The following is an 18,032-nucleotide window of genomic DNA, read 5'->3' as shown; positions in this document are numbered from 1 at the left end:
ATTGTTATTTATGCATATAGAGGGAATTTGTCCGTCAATGCTGTAACGCGTGCTTGTGCTTCTTTTTTCACGTTTTCGTCTTCGTGATTTTTTAGAAGGCTTGCCATGATTGATGCGATTTCTTTCATTTCTTCTTCTTCAAATCCACGCGTCGTTACCGCAGGTGTACCGATACGGATACCTGATGTCACGAATGGACCTTCAGTGTCGAATGGAATCGTGTTTTTGTTCACTGTAATTCCGACTTCATCAAGTACAGCTTCTGCAAGTTTTCCAGTAATTCCAAGTGAACGAAGATTCAATAGAAGCAAGTGGTTATCTGTCCCACCTGAAACAATATCGATTCCTTCTGCCATTAAAGCTTCACCAAGTGCAACGGCGTTTTTCTTCACTTGCTGCGCATAAGCTTTAAATTCAGGTTTTTGCACTTCGCCGAATGCGACTGCTTTTGCAGCAATTACGTGCATCAACGGGCCGCCTTGAACGCCTGGGAACACGGATGAGTTCAATTTTCTGCCAAACTCTTCAGTACTCAGGATGAAACCGCCGCGTGGTCCGCGTAATGTTTTATGCGTTGTTGATGTTACAAAATGCGCATGTGGAACCGGGTTTGGATGTTCGCCTGCTGCAACAAGACCAGCGATATGCGCCATGTCGACGAATAAGTATGCGCCGACTTCATCAGCGATTTCACGGAATTTCGCGAAGTCGATTGTTCTTGGATATGCGCTCGCGCCCGCTACGATCATTTTCGGTTTATGTTCAAGCGCTTTTTGACGGACATCTTCATAATCGATATATTCGTCTTCTTTGCTGACGCCGTATTCAACGAAATTGTAAAGTTTTCCGGAGAAGTTCACCGGGCTACCATGCGTTAAGTGACCGCCGTGCGAAAGATTCATGCCGAGAATTGTGTCGCCTGGTTCTAATGCCGCAAAATAAACAGCCATATTCGCTTGTGCACCGGAGTGCGGTTGAACGTTTGCATATTCAGCGCCGAAAATTTCTTTCAGGCGATCTCGTGCAACATCTTCAACGATATCAACATGTTCACAACCACCATAATAACGACGGCCAGGATAACCTTCTGCGTATTTATTCGTCAGAACTGATCCTTGCGCTTCCATAACTGCTTCAGTGACGAAGTTTTCTGATGCGATTAGTTCGATATTCGCTTGTTGGCGCTGTCTTTCTGCCATGATTGCGTTGTAAATTACTTCGTCTTCTTTTACGTGATTTAGTTCAGCTGTAAGTGTTTGCGTTTTTACGTGTCCCATTAGTTAGTCCCCTTTTTAGGTTGTAATATTTTCGTCTTCTTCAGGCTCTGTTTTCGAATAAATCGCCCGTTCTCCGCCGATTAGTTTTGGACGGGTAGTCGCAATTGTGATGACAGCGTTGCCGACTTTTTCGATAGATGTTCTAATCGGAATGGCGACGCGTTTTAAATGCATGCCGATTAATGTTTGTCCGATATCAATACCAGCTTGTGCTTCGATTTCTTCAACGACGACGGGATCGGACAATTGCTCGTAGGCGTATGCTGACATTGAACCACCCGCATGCGGCGCTGGAATGACGGTTACAGGTTCCAGATTAAATATCTTTGCCGATTCGCGTTCGATAGTCAGTGCGCGGTTAATATGTTCGCACCCTTGAAACGCGAGATGCAGATGGTATTTATCGGCGAAGTTTTTTATGGGTTCATATAAAACTTCGGCGATTTCCATGGCACCTGCTGTTCCAATGCGTTTTCCGGCTACTTCGGAAGTGGAGCAACCGACAACAAAAAATCCGCCTGGTTCGAGATATATTTGCTCGGAGATTTCGGATAACAGTTCTTCCAACTGCAGTTTCCATAAATTAAGCGCGTCCACTTACTTCCCCTCCCTCGTTTTAGTCTTCTAGCATCATTAGTTTTTCGACTCGTACCGCGTGGCGGCCGCCTTCGAAGGATGTATCGAGCCATGCTGAAACAATTTCTCTGGCATGTCCCGCTCCCACGACGCGTTCGCCCATAGCTAGAACGTTCGTGTCGTTATGTCCGCGTGTTGCTTTTGCGCTAAAAACGTCGTGGACGAGTGCGCAGCGAATGCCTTTTGTTTTGTTGGCGGCGATTGACATGCCAATGCCTGTTCCACAAATCAGGATGCCGCGATTGAATCGTCCTTCCACGACGCCTTCACAAACGGGCGTTGCGTAGTCCGGATAGTCGACTGAGTCATCGTTTTTTGGTCCAAAGTCTTCAAATTCCACACCGCGTTCGGTCAATAAATCGATAATTTCTTTGCGCAGGCGATTGCCTCCGTGGTCAGAAGATATTGCGATTTTCATGGCGCCCCTCTTTTCTTCATATATTCATTATTTATTCTATCATTTTTCGACAGGAAATGTTATTGATGTAATACTGTTTTTTGAAATTGTTGTGAAATTGTGTTGTTAATTGCTTAAAAAGTATGTAATTGGGATTGCTCATTAATTTTCGCTGCGGCGCTGGTGGATGCCTCCCGCAATAAGCCAGGTAGAAGACCACTACCTGTCTTATCGCTCCGGCTACCACTCGGGAGGCGCCTTCGCTCGATAGTTGTTGGTAGATTGTTGATGTTTCTATTGTTGGGGCGTGTATATTGTAGCGATCTAAATGACTTTTGTCGGTACAAAGTGAATGCCGTCTGGAATAGGCGGTTTTTTTGTTTAAAAAGTAGTTGTTTCTAATTTGCTTGCACTCACATCAGGTTTGCTTGCACTTCAACGGGTTTTCCTTGCACTTGGAAGTGATTTGCTTGCACTTCAACGGGTTTTCCTTGCACTTGGAAGTGATTTGCTTGCACTAAAAGGGTATTTGCTTGCACTCAAAAAGATTTGCTTGCAAGTCGGGACCTTTTGCCCGTATGAAAGCCGATACTCAAGATACACAACAGATAAAATAATACTAACTAACTCTCTTTTTATAATGAAATTAGTTGATTGTAGTGGAGGGCGGCGACTCCCGCGGAATCAGCGAGACAGCCGAGACCCCACAGGAGCGTAGTGCGCTGCCCCCCTAATATTGGACACGCCATCTAATATTAGGAGGCCCAAAAAGAATGTCCAAGTATACAAAAGAATTTAAACTTCTAGTAGCCAAACGTTATGAACATGAAAATATTAGTTACCGAGACCTGGCAGAAAAGGTCGGAGTCGACAACTCTGTAATTCGTTACTGGGTGCTACTGTTTCGACATCATGGTGATAATGCATTCGATTTTCCCTATACAAACTATCCAGGAGCCTTTAAACTAAGGGTAATTCAATTTATCAATGAAACGGATTACTCTATTCGAGAGGCATCGGCTATTTTCCATATCCCGGATCCTAGTATGGTTCGTAGGTGGAAGAAAAGGTGGGAGACAGCTGGTGAAGGTGCCCTTGAAACAAAAGAAAAGGGGCCTTCTACAATGAAATCTCGCAATCAAAAGAAAAGCACTTCCAAAGATCTTGTCGACCAATCAAGAGAAGCCATGGAAAAAGAACTCGAATATCTTCGTATGGAGAATGCCTATCTAAAAAAGCTGGAAGCCTTAGTTCAGGAAGAAAGATCACCAAAAAGATTAAAACGAAAGTAATATTTCTACTAAGGCATGAATTCCCAGTGAACAAGATGGTAAAGATAGCCGGTATTGCAAGAAGCACCTACTACAACATCGTAAATAGTTTCAAGCAGCCAGACCCCGACCGGAAGTGGAAGAGAAGAATCAACTTCATCTACCACCGACACAAAGGGCGTCTTGGGTATCGACGCATCACCGACGTCCTGAACGAAAAAGGACACACGATAAACAAGAAGAAAGTTCTTCGGATTATGCGAGACCTGGGGCTTCAATGTATTGTCCGAATGAAGAAGTACAAATCCTATAAAGGTGCATTCGGGAAAGCAGCCCCAAATATCTTGAACCGCAATTTCAAAGCGGAAAAACCCAACGAAAAATGGGTTACAGACGTTACAGAATTTAAATTATTTGGACAGAAATTATATCTCTCTCCTATTTTAGACCTGTTCAACGGCGAAATCATTACCTATACGCTTCAATCGAGGCCTACGTTTGATTTAGTGGAAACAATGTTAAAGCAGTCACTTGAATACGTAAAAGAAGACGATGAGCTCTTGATCCACTCAGATCAAGGCTGGCATTATCGAATGCCACAATATTGTCAGATACTAAAGGAATACAACATCACACAGAGCATGTCGCGAAAAGGAAACTGTTACGACAATGCCGTCATCGAGAACTTTTTCGGAATCCTTAAATATGAATTCCTGTTCCTGCAGGAGTTCGATGATCTTGAACACTTTAAAGAGGAACTAGAACAGTATATCTATTATTATAATCATTTAAGAATCAAGTCCAGATTAGAGCGGAAAAGCCCAATGGGCTATCGGAAAAAATACGAACTCGCTGCTTAGAAAAATAGTGTCCAATTTTAAGGGTCCAGTGCATAGACGAGGAGGCTCGGCGCTCGCCCGCAGGAAAGCGCCGCCCGGAACGGAAATCAACGGTCCATATAAAAAACAAGTACTCGAATAATGGATTGTTCAAGTACTTGCTCTTCAGTTACTTTCTCGCTAGCTTCTCCTCAAGTTCATTCATAAGTTGCGTCAACTCATTAAAAGTTTCGCGGTAGGTCTCAAGATTCCCCCCGTATGGATCGTGAACGTCTTCGTTTTTAGTTGGGGATATGAATCCTTTTAATGTGTATATTTTTTCTTGATTTTCCGGGAATAGTCGAAGTAATACGCTTTTATGTGATTCGGTCATTGTCAATATGTAATCTGCCCATTCGACGTCTTCGCGTGAGAGCGTTCTGGATTTATCGGTGTAGGGCATGTCCGCCTCTTCAATGAGCGTTTTTGCATTGTCTGCGATAGGATGTCCGTCTTGTGCATGAATGCCGGCGGATCGAACTGACACATTCTCTATATTTTTCGAACGCAGAATCGCTTCTGCCATTGGACTTCTACATGTATTACCCGTGCATAATAAATAAATATTCATAGATGGGATGCCCTCCTTCTTAATATAAGAATAGCCCATTTTTAAAAAACGGGCGAATTTAATGCATGGCTGAGATGATTCCCATAATAATTAACACAACCCCCGCAAATTGCCGGATTCGTTTCCCGCTTTTTATCCCAAGGCGCTTTTTAAACGTGAGCGCAATATAGGAAAATATAATCGCAAAAGTTCCAGACGCTAAAATAAATATTGTTTTATTTAAATGAATCATACCGAATGAAACACTTACTGAGAATGCATCGATACTGACTGCAAAAGCAATGAGTGCAGGGGATAGTTTTCTAGAGGTTTTCACCTCGTTATCTTCTAGTAACATGTGAAGACCTATTAACCCGAGAAGAACTCCGGACAGCAAATGACTAAAACTCGAAAAAAAGGTTGCTGAAAATTCCCCAGTTATGAATCCGAGGAGCGGCAATAACATATTGAGGAAGGCAGTCCAGATTGCCAAGGCAAACTTCCCTTCCTTCACCTCTAGCAACGCATACACAACTACAATGTCTAGTGTCGTAATACTAGCAGCAAGTAATTCATTCAACGCAAAACCTCCCGCATACCGCATATATTAATCGTATGCGAGAGAATTTTACATATTCTAGTTATTGGGTAAATCGTCTCCCGTCGGAAGCTTTTACGAGCCGATTCATAAACGCGGCGCCCACTCCGACTAAGTCCGTTTCTACCGCGAGAATAATGTCCGCGTCGATCAAATCGCATTGACGAAGCGCTTTATATAAATTGACGGCCATTTCTTCGGTGCTGTCGCTTGAACCGATTGCGAAATACCAATCTGCGTTTGGAACTCGCAAGCTATCCGGTCCGATGACAGCCGTTTTTTTATGTTCTTTTTGAAGTTTTGTAATGGCTTTCTCGATTGTTTCTTTATCTGATTCGATGATGAATAAAGGAGCATCAGGCGCGTAATGACGGTATTTCATGCCGGGAGCGCGGGGTGTATTTTCCGGCGCTGTTTCATCAGCGACCGCGACAGGGCCGATAACTTCTTCAATCATTTCTCGTGTCGCCCCGCCAGGTCTTAAAATAACCGGCGGTTGGACAGTCATGTCAATTACTGTGGATTCAAGCCCGACGCCGGTAGGACCTCCATCTAAAATGAGTGGTATGAGTCCGTCAAGATCTTCTTCAACATGCCCCGCTTCAGTGGGACTTGGTTTACCGCTGCGATTTGCGCTGGGTGCGGCGAGTGGCGCTTTTAATTCGCGAAGTAGATCGAGCGCGACCGGATGATCGGGCATTCGAATTCCGACTGTTTTTACGCCCGGCGTTACATTCGGCGCGATGATATTCGGAATTGCATTGAAGATGAGCGTCAGCGGGCCCGGCCAGAATGCATTCATGAGTTCGTTTGCTTGTTTTGGTATTTCTGCTGCGTATTTCGCTACCTCTTTTTTGTCACCAATATGTACGATAAGTGGATTATCGGAAGGTCGTCCCTTCGCTTCGAAGATTTTATCAACCGCTTTTTCATCTGTAGCGACCCCGCCGAGTCCGTAAACCGTTTCGGTCGGAAAGGCGACGACTCCCCCACTTTTTAAAATGTCCACAGCTTGTTTATAGTTTTTTTTGTTATCCATATTTCTATCCACAGTTATTATTGTCGTCTTCATCTTTTAAACCTCATTTATGCACAGTTTATTTGCTTTATCCACAATTATTGTGAGTAACCTTAAGAAAACAGTCCGGTTATCCACTCCCAAAGGAAAAAAGTGACTTTTTCCTCTTCTTTCTTTTCCGGTTCATCCACGAAACATATTTTCGGGAATAAAGCGCACCACCAGTTATCCCCACGTCCGCTTCCGATTGTTAATAGATAGGCATCGTATTCGGATTGTGGATGAAAGACGAGTCCGGATCTTTTTGCTGGGAATAAAGCCTCTTTGCGCTCCAGTGTAACGGCTTGTTCCCCCGCAATTGATGTTGCGATTTGAAGTATTGTTGGTTCTAAAGCGGCCAAATTCTCGCCGAGCTCTTGTTTAGAAGTTGATTGAGTGACAGCATTTTCAACAAGCGGTTGAATTTGCAGTTGAATTTCTTCTTTTATCGCTTGATCTGCCGCGCTGTTTGAGTGAGCGAGCATTCTAAAACGAATCGTGTCTTCCGACGATTCCGTACCTGTGAATAACCCAAGTACGCACTGAATCATAATTAGGATTAATATAAATTCCGCAAACGGTATCACTCGTTCAATTTTCGTTGGTTTTTGTTTAATCTCGTAATCTGGTAACATATCGATTCCCCCTTAAACGCATTGTTGCCGGGGAAGTTCTGTTTTATTCATTAATCTCGCAAAATAGTAGTCGATTTTTTCCGTTGATATCTTTTACGGTTTCGACTTTAGCGTTTGGAAAGGCATCTGTAAATAACTTATGCACAGCCGGCCCTTGCTGGTGCCCGATTTCTAAACCGATTAATGCCGGTTTGTTCATAAGTGTTGGTAAGTTTTCTGCGAGTTTTCGATAAAAGAAAAGCCCGTCTTCATCTGCGAATAAAGCGCCATGCGGTTCGAAAGCCAATACGGTTTCTGACATCGACTCGGCTTCAACGCATGCGATATATGGCGGGTTCGATAATATGACGTCCCATGTTGTATTTTTTATCGGATCGGTCATGTTTCCTTCTTTGAATGTAATTTCGGCACCGAGTTGTTCTGCATTTCGTTTGGCGACAGCAAGCGCTTCTTTACTGATATCTGTCGCCGTAACAATTGCTTCTGCCCATTCTTTTTTGAATGTGATGGCGATTGCCCCACTACCTGTACCGATGTCAGCCATTGTTAGGGTTTTATTCGCGAATAAAGTTCTGCTGCGTTCAAGTGCGCCGTAGATTAGTTCCTCGGTTTCGGGACGCGGGATGAGCACATTTTCATTCACTATGAATTGTCTTCCGTAAAAGCTTTCGGTTCCCAAAACATATTGAACCGGCTTTCCGTCTAAGAGTTCGTCGATTTTATTCCAAAATGTTGATTGTTGTTCTTCGGTCAGTTGTTCCCTTTGGTCTGAAAGTAAGGCGGCGTGGCTTTTTTGCGTTACGTGTTCCAGGACAAAGCGCACTGCTCCTGAATCCAGTCCTTTTTCCTTCAATAAAGATATTGCTTTATTTTGAGCTTCGAATATTCGATCAGTCATTGGAATTTAAACTTTCTAGATGATGCGCTTGGTCTTCCATTGTCAAAGCTTCGATGATTTCATCTAGATTTCCTTCGATAATTTGGTCGAGTTTTTGGATGGTCAAACCGATTCGGTGATCCGTTACGCGGTTTTGCGGAAAATTATACGTCCGAATTCTTTCTGAACGGTCGCCAGTCCCGACAGCTGATTTACGGGTCGCAGCATATTCGGCTTGCGCTTCTCGTTCTGCTGCATCATAGACACGCGCTTTTAAAACCTTCATCGCACTTTCACGGTTTTTAATTTGTGACTTTTCATCTTGCATGGATACGACGATTCCCGTCGGCAGATGCGTAATACGAACAGCAGAGTCTGTCGTGTTAACATGCTGACCACCCGCACCACTTGAACGGTACGTATCGATTTTCAAATCTTCTCGGAGAATTTCAATATCGACATCTTCGGCTTCCGGTAAGACTGCGACTGTCGCAGTCGATGTATGGGTTCTTCCGCCTGACTCAGTTTCAGGTACTCGCTGTACACGGTGGGCCCCATTTTCAAATTTCAATTTCGAAAAGGCACCATTTCCGTTTATCATGAAAATGATTTCTTTAAACCCGCCGAGTTCTGTTGGCGATGAATCGATGACTTCCGTTTTCCAGTTGTTCATTTCCGCATAGCGGCTGTACATTCGGAACAAATTCCCCGCGAATAAAGCCGCTTCGTCTCCACCCGCTGCGCCGCGGATTTCCATGATGACGTTTTTATCGTCATTCGGATCTTTGGGAATTAACAGCACTTTTAACTGGGCTTCGAGTTGTTCGACCTGATCTTCGAGTTCCGAAAGTTCGAGTTTCACGAGCTCCTTCATTTCGTCATCAAGGGGTTCGTTCAGCATATCTTTCGCGTCTTTATATTCTTCCATGACGCGCTTATATTCGCGATACGCGTCCACCGTTTCTTGGATACCGGATTGTTCTTTGGAGTAATCGCGAAGTTTTGATATATCACTGACAATTTCAGGGTCGCTGAGTAATTCGTTTAATTGGTCATAGCGATCTTCTACTGCTTGAAGTCGTTCAAACATTGGGCACACCTCATTTTATGTCTATTTTGTATGTTCATTGTACGGGAATTCTGTAGTTTAATACAGTTTTTTCTCTAGTGCCGACGCGATTAAAAAATGTGAAACGCATCATGGCGTCTCACATTTTCAAGGTCTCAATTAAATTTGGGCAACTGCTTCGGAAATGCCATGCGGAACTTCATGATGTTTACGGCATCTTGCTTCATAGCCTTCTTTTGCGCCGACGAGAATTATGGGATCATCATAGCCCGCAGGCACGCCGTTGATAAGTCTTTGCGTACGACTCGCCGGGGAACCGCATTTGGTGCAAACCGCTTGAAGTTTCGTGACGTGTTCCGCGACAGCCATCAAGCGCGGCATCGGGCCGAATGGTTCTCCGCGAAAGTCTTGATCGAGCCCGGCGATGATAACCCGGTAACCATCATCCGCCAGATTCATGACCGTTTCAACGATTCCTTCATCGAAAAATTGCGCTTCATCGATGGCGATAATGTCATATGGGGATTTGTCGAATTCATCGATATGGGATGAATTTGCGACAGGGTTCGCGATGACCGTGGTGCCGTTATGGCTGACGACCGCTTCATCGCTGTACCGGTCATCGATTTCCGGTTTGAAAACAGCAATTTTTTGTTTCGCGAATTGCGCTCGTTTGACGCGGCGAATCAATTCCTCGGATTTTCCTGAAAACATGCTTCCGCAGATGACTTCAATCCATCCGCCTTGTACTGCTTGGTACATATTAAATCACCTTTCTCATAAAACGTTTTATGTATCGTGCATTTATTTATAAGTGAATCCCTATCATACCCGAAAACCGACTAAATTTGACGTCTTTATTTTATTCGGGAAATATGTTATGGGGTTTTAGGGGGAAACGACTAAAGCGCACCTCGAAGCGACTAAAGTTGACGGTAATGCGACCAATAACGGTGCGCAAACGACCATAGCGCATCGTGAAACGACTAAAGTCGATATTCAAACGACCAATAAGGCACAAATGAAAAATACCCGCCCGGCGCTGTTGCACCATGACGGGTATTTAAAGAAAGCCTTATTCTTCTTCTTCGCGGCCTTCTTCTTTGAGGCCATATTTTTTGTTGAAGCGGTCGACACGTCCGTCTGCTTGTGCAAACTTCTGACGACCCGTGTAGAATGGGTGACATTCTGAACATACTTCAACGCGAATGTCCTCTTTTACTGAGCCTGTTTCAAATGTGTTTCCACATGAACAAGTGACATTTGCAAGTTTGTATTCTGGGTGAATTCCTGCTTTCATCGGTCTATCTCCTCTCGCTCTGAACCATCCGGAACAGAATATATTAGACTGATGCCTTACACGGCCCGATAGTCAGCCGTATATGCAGCAGATCGTTTTATTGATACTTAGTGATTATAACAAATTTTGTTTGGGCTTGCAACTTTATTATTTGGGGTGATTTTGTTTAACCAAAAGCAAAATCTTACTGAGAATTTTCTTTGAATAACGCTTCGGCGCTGGTGGATGCCTACGCTGGATTGTTGTTCGTAGTTTGTTAACGTTTCTATTGTTAGAGTGTGTATATTGTTGCGGTCTAAATAGTTTTCTCTATTTACTTATCGGGATGAAGTGAAAACCGTCTAGATAAGGTGGATTTTTTGTTTATAAAGGGTTGTTTCTAATTTGCTTGCACTTACACGAGGTTTACTTGCACTCCAGCGGGTTTTGCTTGCACTTGCGAGTGATTTGCTTGCACTCAAAAGGATTTGCTTGCAAGTCGGGACCTTATGCTTACACAAAAGCCATTGCTCAAGCTACACAACTGATAAAATCACACTAAATAACTTTCCATATACAGTGAAAATAGTCGATTGGAGTGCAGGGCGGCGACTCCAGCGGAATCAGCGGAACAGGTGAGACACCCCGCAGGTAGCGCAGTGCACAACGAACGAGGAGGCTCACCGGCCGCCCGCAGGAAAGCGCCGCCCGGAACGCAAATCGACGGTCCATATAAAAACAAGCACTTAATTCAACCAATAAAAAAAGTCCCAGCTTTTAAGCTGGAACCATTTTTATTACAACAACCCTTTCCCATTTCGGTGGGCTTTCATTTCTGCGTTTAGTTTGTCGAAGAACTCTTCGTTTGTTTTTGTTTGGCGAAGCTTTCTTAGGAAGCGTTCGACAAAGTCTGGTGCGTCGGAGAATGTTTTTCGGATGGCCCAGAACTTTTCGAGTTGGTCTTTCGGTAAGAGTAGCTCTTCTTTTCGTGTTCCTGAACGACGAATATCGAGTGCCGGGAAAATACGGCGTTCTGCGAGATTGCGGTCAAGGTGAAGCTCTAGGTTACCCGTTCCTTTGAACTCTTCGTAAATGACATCGTCCATTCTCGAGCCCGTGTCAATAAGCGCAGTTGCCAGGATTGTTAGACTGCCGCCTTCTTCTAAGTTTCGCGCGGCACCGAAAAATCGTTTTGGTCGGTGGAATGCCGCTGGGTCGATTCCTCCGGATAATGTTCGGCCGCTTGGCGGAATTACAAGGTTATAAGCACGTGCTAGTCTCGTAATCGAGTCCATTAGAATGACAACATCTTTTTTATGTTCGACAAGTCGCATTGCGCGTTCAAGAACGAGTTCTGCAACTTTAATATGGTTTTCCGGAAGCTCATCGAATGTCGAGCTAACAACGTCCGCTTTCACAGAGCGTTCGATGTCCGTTACTTCTTCCGGTCTTTCATCTATCAATAGGACAATAAGTTCTGTGTCAGGATGATTGGTTGCAATGGAGTTTGCAATCTCTTTTAAGAGTAGTGTTTTCCCGGCTTTTGGCGGCGCGACAATCAGTCCGCGTTGTCCAAAACCTACGGGCGCGACTAAATCCATAATTCTCGTTGATAGTTTTGTTGGATCTGTTTCTAGTTTAATATGGCGATCTGGGTAAAGTGGGGTAAGTGCCGGGAAGTGAACTCGATTTCGTGAATCTTCCGGATCTTCTCCGTTAACTGCCTCAACTTGTAGTAAACCGTAATAGCGTTCGGACTCTTTTGGCGGTCTGACTTTGCCTGCAACTTTATCACCATTTCGAAGGTCGAAGCGGCGTATTTGTGAAGCGGAAATATAAATATCTTCGGAACTGGATGAGTAATTTATCGGACGTAAGAATCCGTACCCTTCCGATTGAATAATTTCAAGGACACCTTCCATGAAGAAGAAGCCTTCTTTTTCTGCTCTTAATTTCAAAATCGCAAAAATCAATTCCTTTTTGGACATTTTTGCATAATAAGCAACTTTAAATTCGCGGGCATGTTCATATAACTCTTTTAAAGTCATATTTTCAAGCGCCGACATCGTTAATATTTTCATGTTTTGGCACCACTCTTTTAGTTTTTGAGTTTAATTTCTTAGAGGTTTTATTAAAGGAAAGCAATGTTGAATCATTTAAGGAACTTCTGCCTAGGCGAGACACCTGGCAGAAGCTAGATTCAGATTCATTAATCTTGCATAACGAGGTGAGGTTTCTTCTTCATACTATGACGACCTTCTACGAAGCGCACAGTTCCTGATTTGGAACGCATTACGACTGAGTGTGTTTCACTGTAAGAACCTTTGAACCGAACACCGCGAAGTAACTCCCCATCTGTTACACCTGTTGCGGCGAAAATTGCATCGTCGCCTTTCACCAGGTCATTCATGTAAAGCACTTTTTTCAAATCGATACCCATTCTGTTGCATCTATCAATTTCTGCTTGATTGGAAGGGACGAGGCGACCTTGAATTTCTCCGCCGAGACATTTGAGCGCGACTGCTGAAATGACACCTTCTGGCGCACCCCCGTGGCCGAATAAAATATCGACACCCGTTCCGTCAAACGCAGTATTAATCGCACCGGCAACGTCGCCGTCTGTGATTAGTTTAATGCGTGCGCCTGCAGCTCGTATTTCTTCAATAATGTCTAAATGACGATCTCTGCTTAACACCGTGGCGACAACGTCTTCGATATCTTTGTTTTTAGCTTTTGCGACTGCTAATAAGTTATCCGTGACAGAAGCGTCAATGTCAATTTTGCCGACCGCTTCAGGACCGACCGCAATTTTGTTCATATACATGTCCGGGGCGTGTAGAAGATTGCCTTTATCCGCAATTGCTAAAACCGCAAGTGCGTTCCAGCCGCCTGATGCAACAATGTTCGTTCCTTCGAGTGGATCAACTGCGACGTCGACAAGCGGGCCATTCCCCATTCCAAGTTCTTCGCCGATATAAAGCATGGGCGCTTCATCCATTTCGCCTTCGCCGATCACGACGACGCCTTGCATTGGGATTGTATCAAAGACCATTCGCATTGCGGTTGTTGCCGCATCGTCTGCTTCGTTTTTCAATCCGCGACCCATCCAGCGTGCTGCTGCTACGCCGGCTGCTTCAGTAACCCTTACTAGTTCCATCGATAAACTGCGTTCCATGTATGGTTTCCCCCCGATTTTCGATTCCACCTGTAAAACAAACAACATTTTACTTGTAAAATAAATAACATTTTACACTATTGAACGGTTTAATTATACCATAACTACTCTTGTAATTTAGTCGCGAATTGAGGCACTTTCGGAAATTTTAACTTTGCTGATTTCCGCGCCGAGTCCTTGTAATTTTTCAATAAGAGAACTGTATCCGCGTTCAATGTGGTGAATATCCCGAATTTCAGTTTCGCCGTCAGCCAATAAACCCGCAAGTACGAGGGCCGCGCCTGCTCGAAGATCTGATGCGCGAACGGTTGCCGCTTCTAACGGTGTTGGGCCAGACAGAATTGCCGATCTGCCTTCGACACGCGCAGTCGCGCTCATCCGTCCAATTTCATCAATATGCTTAAACCTTGCGGAATATACGGTATCGGTAATCATTGACGAACCAACCGCTTGAGTCAGAAGCACTGAAAAAGGTTGTTGCAAATCCGTCGGAAATCCGGGATAGACAAGCGTTTTCACATCGACCGCTTGCAGTTTCTTTGTTTTTGGAATAAAAATCTGTTCGTCTTTCTCAACGATATCCACACCCATTTCACGAAGCTTCGAAGTTAACGCTTCTACGTGAAAAGGAATGACGTTGTCGATGGTAACGCCGTCTCCAGCCGCAGCTGCCATAATCATGAATGTGCCGGCTTCAATGCGGTCCGGAATAATTGTGTGGCGCGTCCCATGCAATTTTTCAACGCCGTCAATCCGAATGATATTCGTGCCGGCTCCTTTGATTTTCGCGCCCATATTGGATAATAATGTCGCGACATCAATGATTTCCGGTTCTTTTGCAGCGTTCTCAATCGTTGTCCGCCCTTTTGCAAGAACGGCTGCTAGCATTATATTAATCGTCGCGCCGACGCTGACAACGTCCAAATAAATTTTGGCGCCGCGTAATTCTTTCGCGCGTAAATAAATTGCACCGTGTTCATTTGTGACTGTCGCGCCGAGCGCTTCGAATCCTTTAATATGTTGGTCAATTGGACGTGGACCGAGGTGACATCCACCTGGCAATCCAATTGCGGCATGCTTAAAACGCCCGAGCATCGCACCCATTAAATAGTACGAAGCACGGAGCTTTTTCACATTTCCGTTTGGCAGCGGCATTGAAATGATTTCGCTAGGATCAATGACCATTGTTTTACCGTCTAATTCTACTTTCCCGCCAATATCTTCGAGAAGCGCTTGTAAAGTCAGAACGTCGGAGATTTCCGGTAGTCCTTCGAGTGTGACGGGTGAATCTGCCAAGATTGATGCTGGAATGAGAGCGACCGCGCTATTCTTCGCTCCACTTACTGAAATTGTACCTTGAAGCGGTTTACCGCCTTGAATTTTATAAACGTCCATGTCGCTCCACCCCTATGGCATTACTTATTTATTCTTTCTGCTTTCCCAATCCGCTAAAAATGCTTCGATTCCTTTATCAGTCAACGGGTGGTTGAACAATTGTTTTAGTACATTAAATGGTGTTGTTGCAATATGCGCACCTGCTAGTGCCGCATCTGTAATATGTTGAGGACTGCGGATGGACGCTGCAATAATTTCTGATTTAATGTCGTGAATCACAAAGATATTTGCGATTGTTTCGATTAGGTCCATGCCGTCTTGTCCGATATCATCGAGTCTGCCTAGGAACGGAGACACGTATGTAGCGCCTGCACGAGCAGCCAGTAGTGCTTGATTGGCACTGAAAATCAGTGTTACGTTTGTTTTAATACCCTCTGCGGCGAATACTGAACATGCTTTTAGTCCTTCAGGTGTCATTGGAAGTTTCACTGTGATATTCGGAGCGATTTTTGCAAGCTCGCGTCCTTCTTTCAACATGCCTTCAGCATCGAGTGAAATAACTTCTGCACTTACTGAACTGTCAACGAGTTCTGTGATTTGGCGCAGTCTTTCATGGAATGGAACGTCTTCTTTTGCTACGAGTGATGGGTTTGTTGTAACTCCAGAAATAATTCCCCAGCTATGTGCTTCTTTAATTTCTTCAAAGTTTGCCGTATCAATAAAAAACTTCATTATATATTCCTCCAAGTCAATGTTAAAGAAGGAGAACGCATTCACCGTGTGCGGAAATGCTTCTCCTCTTTACTTATATTATGCTTTTTGTGAACTTCCGAATTCGCGCATTTTCCCGATAACTGTTGCTTTAATCGCGTCACGCATTGGTGCTAGATATTTTCTTGGATCATAAGCTTCTGTATCTGATGCAAGGAAATCGCGAACCGCTTTTGTTCCCTGGATTTGGCTTTCTGTATTCACGTTGATTTTCGCAGTACCTAATGAAATCGCACGTTGAATATCTTTAAGCGGGATACCTGTTCCGCCGTGTAAGACAAGTGGTAAGTCAGACTGCTTTGAAATGATTTCCATTTCTTCGAATCCTAAGTTCGGCTCGCCTTTATAAGGACCGTGAACGGATCCAAGTGCTGGCGCTAGGCAGTCAATATTCGTTTTTTCAACAAGCTCTTTACATTCAGCTGGATCTGCATAAATAACGCCGTCTGCGATGATGTCGTCTTCTTCTCCTCCAACAACGCCGAGTTCAGCTTCGACAGATACACCGTGTTCATGTGCATATTCAACAACTGTATTTGTAATTTCAATGTTTTCTTCAAGCGGCTTGGATGAAGCGTCAATCATGACAGAAGTAAATCCTGCGTCGATAGCTGCTTTACAGCTTTCAAAGCTAGTACCGTGATCCAAATGGATTGCAACAGGCACCGTTGTTTTGTATTCGTGCATAAGTCCTTTAACCATGTTCACAACTGTCGTGTAACCGCCCATGTAACGAGCTGCGCCTTCTGAAACCCCGAGAATAACAGGGGATTTTTCTTCTTCTGCCGCCTGCAAAATTGCTTGCGTATATTCTAAGTTGTTCAGGTTGAACTGACCAATTGCATAGCCTTCTTTTTTACCTTTAATCATCATTTCTTTCATCGAAACAAGTGCCATGATTATTCCTCCTTCAGAATAATAAACAATTTGATTAATTTGTTTATTGATTATGTAAATGTAATCCTACATACGTTTATTATCATATCAAAATCAGGCAGTGTTTGCCACTGCCCGGTCTGTCAACCACCAATTATCGCATTGACGCTGTCTCGAACCTCATAAATGTCAAACGGTTTCGTAAAATATTTTTCCGCTCCAAGGGCTAGCACTTCTTCTATTGTTTCCAATTCACCGTACGCGGTCATCATGACAACCGGAACTGCAGGCCACTCCTTTTTTATTCTTTTTAATACTTCCGTTCCGTCGATACCCGCCATTTTCATATCCAGGAGTACGCAATCGGGTTGTTCCGCTTCAATTTTCTTGAAAGCATCCACCCCATTTTTTGCTAGCCTTACTGAGTAGTTTTCTCTTCGAAACAATTCTTCAAGTAATAATCGAATTCCTGGTTGGTCATCGACAATCAGTATACTTCTCATATATTGGCCTCCTCTCTATACATACATAATTTTTATAAGTTTAGATTCTAGTAGTATTTGACACCTAGTATCAAATACCCTCTATTTATCTCATAATTATACACAGAAAATTTAAAATTGGTTAATATGTTCGCGTTTGGAAGAACTTACATAATTATTATGCTTCATTTTACAATTGCTCGGTTTTGTACCTATAATGGACGTGGAGGTGCTTGCTATGAAGATGTTAACGACACAAATTAGCGGTTTATTGCAACGAATTATAGGAAATAATGAAGATTCCATTGAAGAAACAGCCCGCCTTCTTGCGCAAGCGACAATTGGCGAAGGACGCGTTATTCTAGCTTGTTTCGGTGAAATGAAAGCTGTTGGGTTAGTTGCTGTGGAAGGTGTCGACAAATTGGTTGGTGCCGTTCCTTATGAGCAGGGGATGAATATCGGGTCCCAAGATCGCGTTTGGATTTTAACTCGAACGGCCCGGGACGAGGCAGCGTTATCGCTTGCAAGAATACTTGATGATGAATTTATTCCGTTTGCGGCTGTTTCCTCTGGTAGCGCGGATGATAATGAACTGGCGGAATTGGCTACTACATATATTTCTACTGGATTAACACGTGGGTTATTACCGGGTGAGGATGGGAATCGAATTGTTGAGCCGCAGGCGTTGGCTGGGTTGTTTATTTATGAAGCTGTGAAGATTTCTTATGATGAGATGGTTTTGGAGGATTAGGGTTGGGTGGGCTGTTTGAGAGATGGTGGGATTTAGTCGCTTCGTGGGCGACTTTGGTCGTTTGAGGGCGGGCTTTAGTCGCTTCGTGGGCGACTTTGGTCGTTTGAAACCCACTTTA

Annotated in this window: 19 protein-coding genes; 2 read left to right on the top strand and 17 right to left on the bottom strand. The window is 43.9% G+C overall.

The annotated features are described in order from the left end of the window. Positions 1–8 precede the first annotated feature (8 nt). Genes glyA through rpiB form a run of 3 tightly spaced genes read right to left on the bottom strand, consistent with a single transcriptional unit; the run spans position 9 to position 2,331 of the window. Entirely contained in the window at positions 9–1,277 is a 1,269-nt protein-coding gene (gene glyA / locus JSQ81_RS15300; RefSeq protein ID WP_212604880.1) for a serine hydroxymethyltransferase, read from the bottom strand. Positions 1,278–1,292: 15 nt separating this feature from the next. Continuing rightward, positions 1,293–1,874, bottom strand: coding sequence for a TIGR01440 family protein (locus tag JSQ81_RS15295; protein ID WP_212604879.1), 582 nt, complete (start codon positions 1,872–1,874; stop codon positions 1,293–1,295). A 19-nt stretch (positions 1,875–1,893) separates the two neighbouring features. Beyond that, positions 1,894–2,331 carry a ribose 5-phosphate isomerase B gene (rpiB, locus tag JSQ81_RS15290; protein WP_212604878.1) on the bottom strand — a complete coding sequence of 146 codons (438 nt, stop codon included), beginning with the start codon at positions 2,329–2,331 and terminating at the stop codon, positions 1,894–1,896. 752 nt (positions 2,332–3,083) lie between these two features. On the opposite strand from rpiB, the gene JSQ81_RS15285 reads away from it, so the two are divergent. Next, a protein-coding gene (locus JSQ81_RS15285) for an IS3 family transposase (RefSeq protein WP_212604877.1) occupies positions 3,084–4,441 on the top strand; the annotation gives its coding sequence in 2 pieces (ribosomal slippage) (positions 3,084–3,552 and positions 3,552–4,441; 1,359 coding nt in all). A gap of 148 nt (positions 4,442–4,589) precedes the next feature. Here JSQ81_RS15285 and JSQ81_RS15280 read toward each other — a convergent pair. The 14 genes from JSQ81_RS15280 to JSQ81_RS15215 form a co-directional block, all read right to left on the bottom strand. Further along, positions 4,590–5,030, bottom strand: coding sequence for a low molecular weight protein arginine phosphatase (locus JSQ81_RS15280; RefSeq protein ID WP_212604876.1), 441 nt, complete (start codon positions 5,028–5,030; stop codon positions 4,590–4,592). Positions 5,031–5,088: 58 nt separating this feature from the next. Beyond that, positions 5,089–5,589, bottom strand: coding sequence for a manganese efflux pump MntP (locus JSQ81_RS15275; RefSeq protein WP_212604875.1), 501 nt, complete (start codon positions 5,587–5,589; stop codon positions 5,089–5,091). Between the two features lie 61 nt (positions 5,590–5,650). After that, positions 5,651–6,679 (bottom strand): L-threonylcarbamoyladenylate synthase, encoded by a 1,029-nt coding sequence (locus JSQ81_RS15270; RefSeq protein WP_212604874.1) that lies wholly within the window; start codon positions 6,677–6,679, stop codon positions 5,651–5,653. Positions 6,680–6,738: 59 nt separating this feature from the next. Beyond that, positions 6,739–7,299, bottom strand: coding sequence for a stage II sporulation protein R (locus JSQ81_RS15265; RefSeq protein WP_212604873.1), 561 nt, complete (start codon positions 7,297–7,299; stop codon positions 6,739–6,741). A 43-nt stretch (positions 7,300–7,342) separates the two neighbouring features. Beyond that, positions 7,343–8,197, bottom strand: coding sequence for a peptide chain release factor N(5)-glutamine methyltransferase (gene prmC, locus JSQ81_RS15260; RefSeq protein WP_212604872.1), 855 nt, complete (start codon positions 8,195–8,197; stop codon positions 7,343–7,345). Further along, a complete protein-coding gene (gene prfA, locus JSQ81_RS15255; RefSeq protein WP_212604871.1) occupies positions 8,190–9,266 on the bottom strand; it encodes a peptide chain release factor 1 in 1,077 nt (358 codons plus the stop codon). Before prfA ends, prmC begins: the two co-directional genes overlap by 8 nt. Before the next feature lie 138 nt (positions 9,267–9,404). Next, positions 9,405–10,007, bottom strand: a complete 603-nt coding sequence (locus tag JSQ81_RS15250; protein ID WP_212604870.1) for a thymidine kinase — start codon at positions 10,005–10,007, stop codon at positions 9,405–9,407. Positions 10,008–10,320: 313 nt separating this feature from the next. Then, positions 10,321–10,545, bottom strand: coding sequence for a 50S ribosomal protein L31 (gene rpmE, locus JSQ81_RS15245; protein ID WP_212604869.1), 225 nt, complete (start codon positions 10,543–10,545; stop codon positions 10,321–10,323). A gap of 776 nt (positions 10,546–11,321) precedes the next feature. Then, positions 11,322–12,605, bottom strand: a complete 1,284-nt coding sequence (gene rho / locus JSQ81_RS15240; protein WP_212604868.1) for a transcription termination factor Rho — start codon at positions 12,603–12,605, stop codon at positions 11,322–11,324. Between the two features lie 128 nt (positions 12,606–12,733). After that, the gene (gene glpX / locus JSQ81_RS15235; protein ID WP_212604867.1) at positions 12,734–13,699 is read right to left on the bottom strand and encodes a class II fructose-bisphosphatase; all 966 of its coding nucleotides are present in this window, start codon (positions 13,697–13,699) and stop codon (positions 12,734–12,736) included. 117 nt (positions 13,700–13,816) lie between these two features. Then, positions 13,817–15,094, bottom strand: a complete 1,278-nt coding sequence (locus tag JSQ81_RS15230; protein WP_212604866.1) for a UDP-N-acetylglucosamine 1-carboxyvinyltransferase — start codon at positions 15,092–15,094, stop codon at positions 13,817–13,819. Positions 15,095–15,118: 24 nt separating this feature from the next. Next, entirely contained in the window at positions 15,119–15,766 is a 648-nt protein-coding gene (fsa, locus tag JSQ81_RS15225; RefSeq protein ID WP_212604865.1) for a fructose-6-phosphate aldolase, read from the bottom strand. A gap of 78 nt (positions 15,767–15,844) precedes the next feature. Beyond that, complete coding sequence (locus JSQ81_RS15220) at positions 15,845–16,702, bottom strand: class II fructose-bisphosphate aldolase (protein ID WP_212604864.1); 858 nt, start codon at positions 16,700–16,702, stop codon at positions 15,845–15,847. Positions 16,703–16,824: 122 nt separating this feature from the next. Then, a complete protein-coding gene (locus JSQ81_RS15215; RefSeq protein ID WP_212604863.1) occupies positions 16,825–17,184 on the bottom strand; it encodes a response regulator in 360 nt (119 codons plus the stop codon). Between the two features lie 217 nt (positions 17,185–17,401). Between JSQ81_RS15215 and JSQ81_RS15210 the strand changes: the two genes are divergently transcribed. Continuing rightward, the gene (locus JSQ81_RS15210) at positions 17,402–17,914 is read left to right on the top strand and encodes a DUF2529 family protein (protein ID WP_212604862.1); all 513 of its coding nucleotides are present in this window, start codon (positions 17,402–17,404) and stop codon (positions 17,912–17,914) included. Positions 17,915–18,032: the final 118 nt, after the last annotated feature.

Origin of the sequence: Sporosarcina sp. Marseille-Q4063, assembly GCF_018309085.1 — a bacterium.
Taxonomy (GTDB): Bacteria; Bacillota; Bacilli; order Bacillales_A; family Planococcaceae; genus Sporosarcina.
Note: the sequence above shows the minus strand (reverse complement) of the source record. Positions and strands in the feature narration are given on the sequence as shown.

Excerpts from the sequence above, each read along its gene's own strand:
- glyA (WP_212604880.1), bottom strand. The coding sequence starts at position 1,277 with ATGGGACACGTAAAAACGCAAACACTTACAGCTGAACTAAATCACGTA.
- rpiB (WP_212604878.1), bottom strand. The coding sequence starts at position 2,331 with ATGAAAATCGCAATATCTTCTGACCACGGAGGCAATCGCCTGCGCAAA.
- JSQ81_RS15280 (WP_212604876.1), bottom strand. The coding sequence starts at position 5,030 with ATGAATATTTATTTATTATGCACGGGTAATACATGTAGAAGTCCAATG.
- JSQ81_RS15270 (WP_212604874.1), bottom strand. The coding sequence starts at position 6,679 with ATGAAGACGACAATAATAACTGTGGATAGAAATATGGATAACAAAAAA.
- JSQ81_RS15265 (WP_212604873.1), bottom strand. The coding sequence starts at position 7,299 with ATGTTACCAGATTACGAGATTAAACAAAAACCAACGAAAATTGAACGA.
- prmC (WP_212604872.1), bottom strand. The coding sequence starts at position 8,197 with ATGACTGATCGAATATTCGAAGCTCAAAATAAAGCAATATCTTTATTG.
- prfA (WP_212604871.1), bottom strand. The coding sequence starts at position 9,266 with ATGTTTGAACGACTTCAAGCAGTAGAAGATCGCTATGACCAATTAAAC.
- JSQ81_RS15250 (WP_212604870.1), bottom strand. The coding sequence starts at position 10,007 with ATGTACCAAGCAGTACAAGGCGGATGGATTGAAGTCATCTGCGGAAGC.
- rpmE (WP_212604869.1), bottom strand. The coding sequence starts at position 10,545 with ATGAAAGCAGGAATTCACCCAGAATACAAACTTGCAAATGTCACTTGT.
- rho (WP_212604868.1), bottom strand. The coding sequence starts at position 12,605 with ATGAAAATATTAACGATGTCGGCGCTTGAAAATATGACTTTAAAAGAG.
- glpX (WP_212604867.1), bottom strand. The coding sequence starts at position 13,699 with ATGGAACGCAGTTTATCGATGGAACTAGTAAGGGTTACTGAAGCAGCC.
- JSQ81_RS15230 (WP_212604866.1), bottom strand. The coding sequence starts at position 15,094 with ATGGACGTTTATAAAATTCAAGGCGGTAAACCGCTTCAAGGTACAATT.
- fsa (WP_212604865.1), bottom strand. The coding sequence starts at position 15,766 with ATGAAGTTTTTTATTGATACGGCAAACTTTGAAGAAATTAAAGAAGCA.
- JSQ81_RS15220 (WP_212604864.1), bottom strand. The coding sequence starts at position 16,702 with ATGGCACTTGTTTCGATGAAAGAAATGATGATTAAAGGTAAAAAAGAA.
- JSQ81_RS15215 (WP_212604863.1), bottom strand. The coding sequence starts at position 17,184 with ATGAGAAGTATACTGATTGTCGATGACCAACCAGGAATTCGATTATTA.
- JSQ81_RS15210 (WP_212604862.1), top strand. The coding sequence starts at position 17,402 with ATGAAGATGTTAACGACACAAATTAGCGGTTTATTGCAACGAATTATA.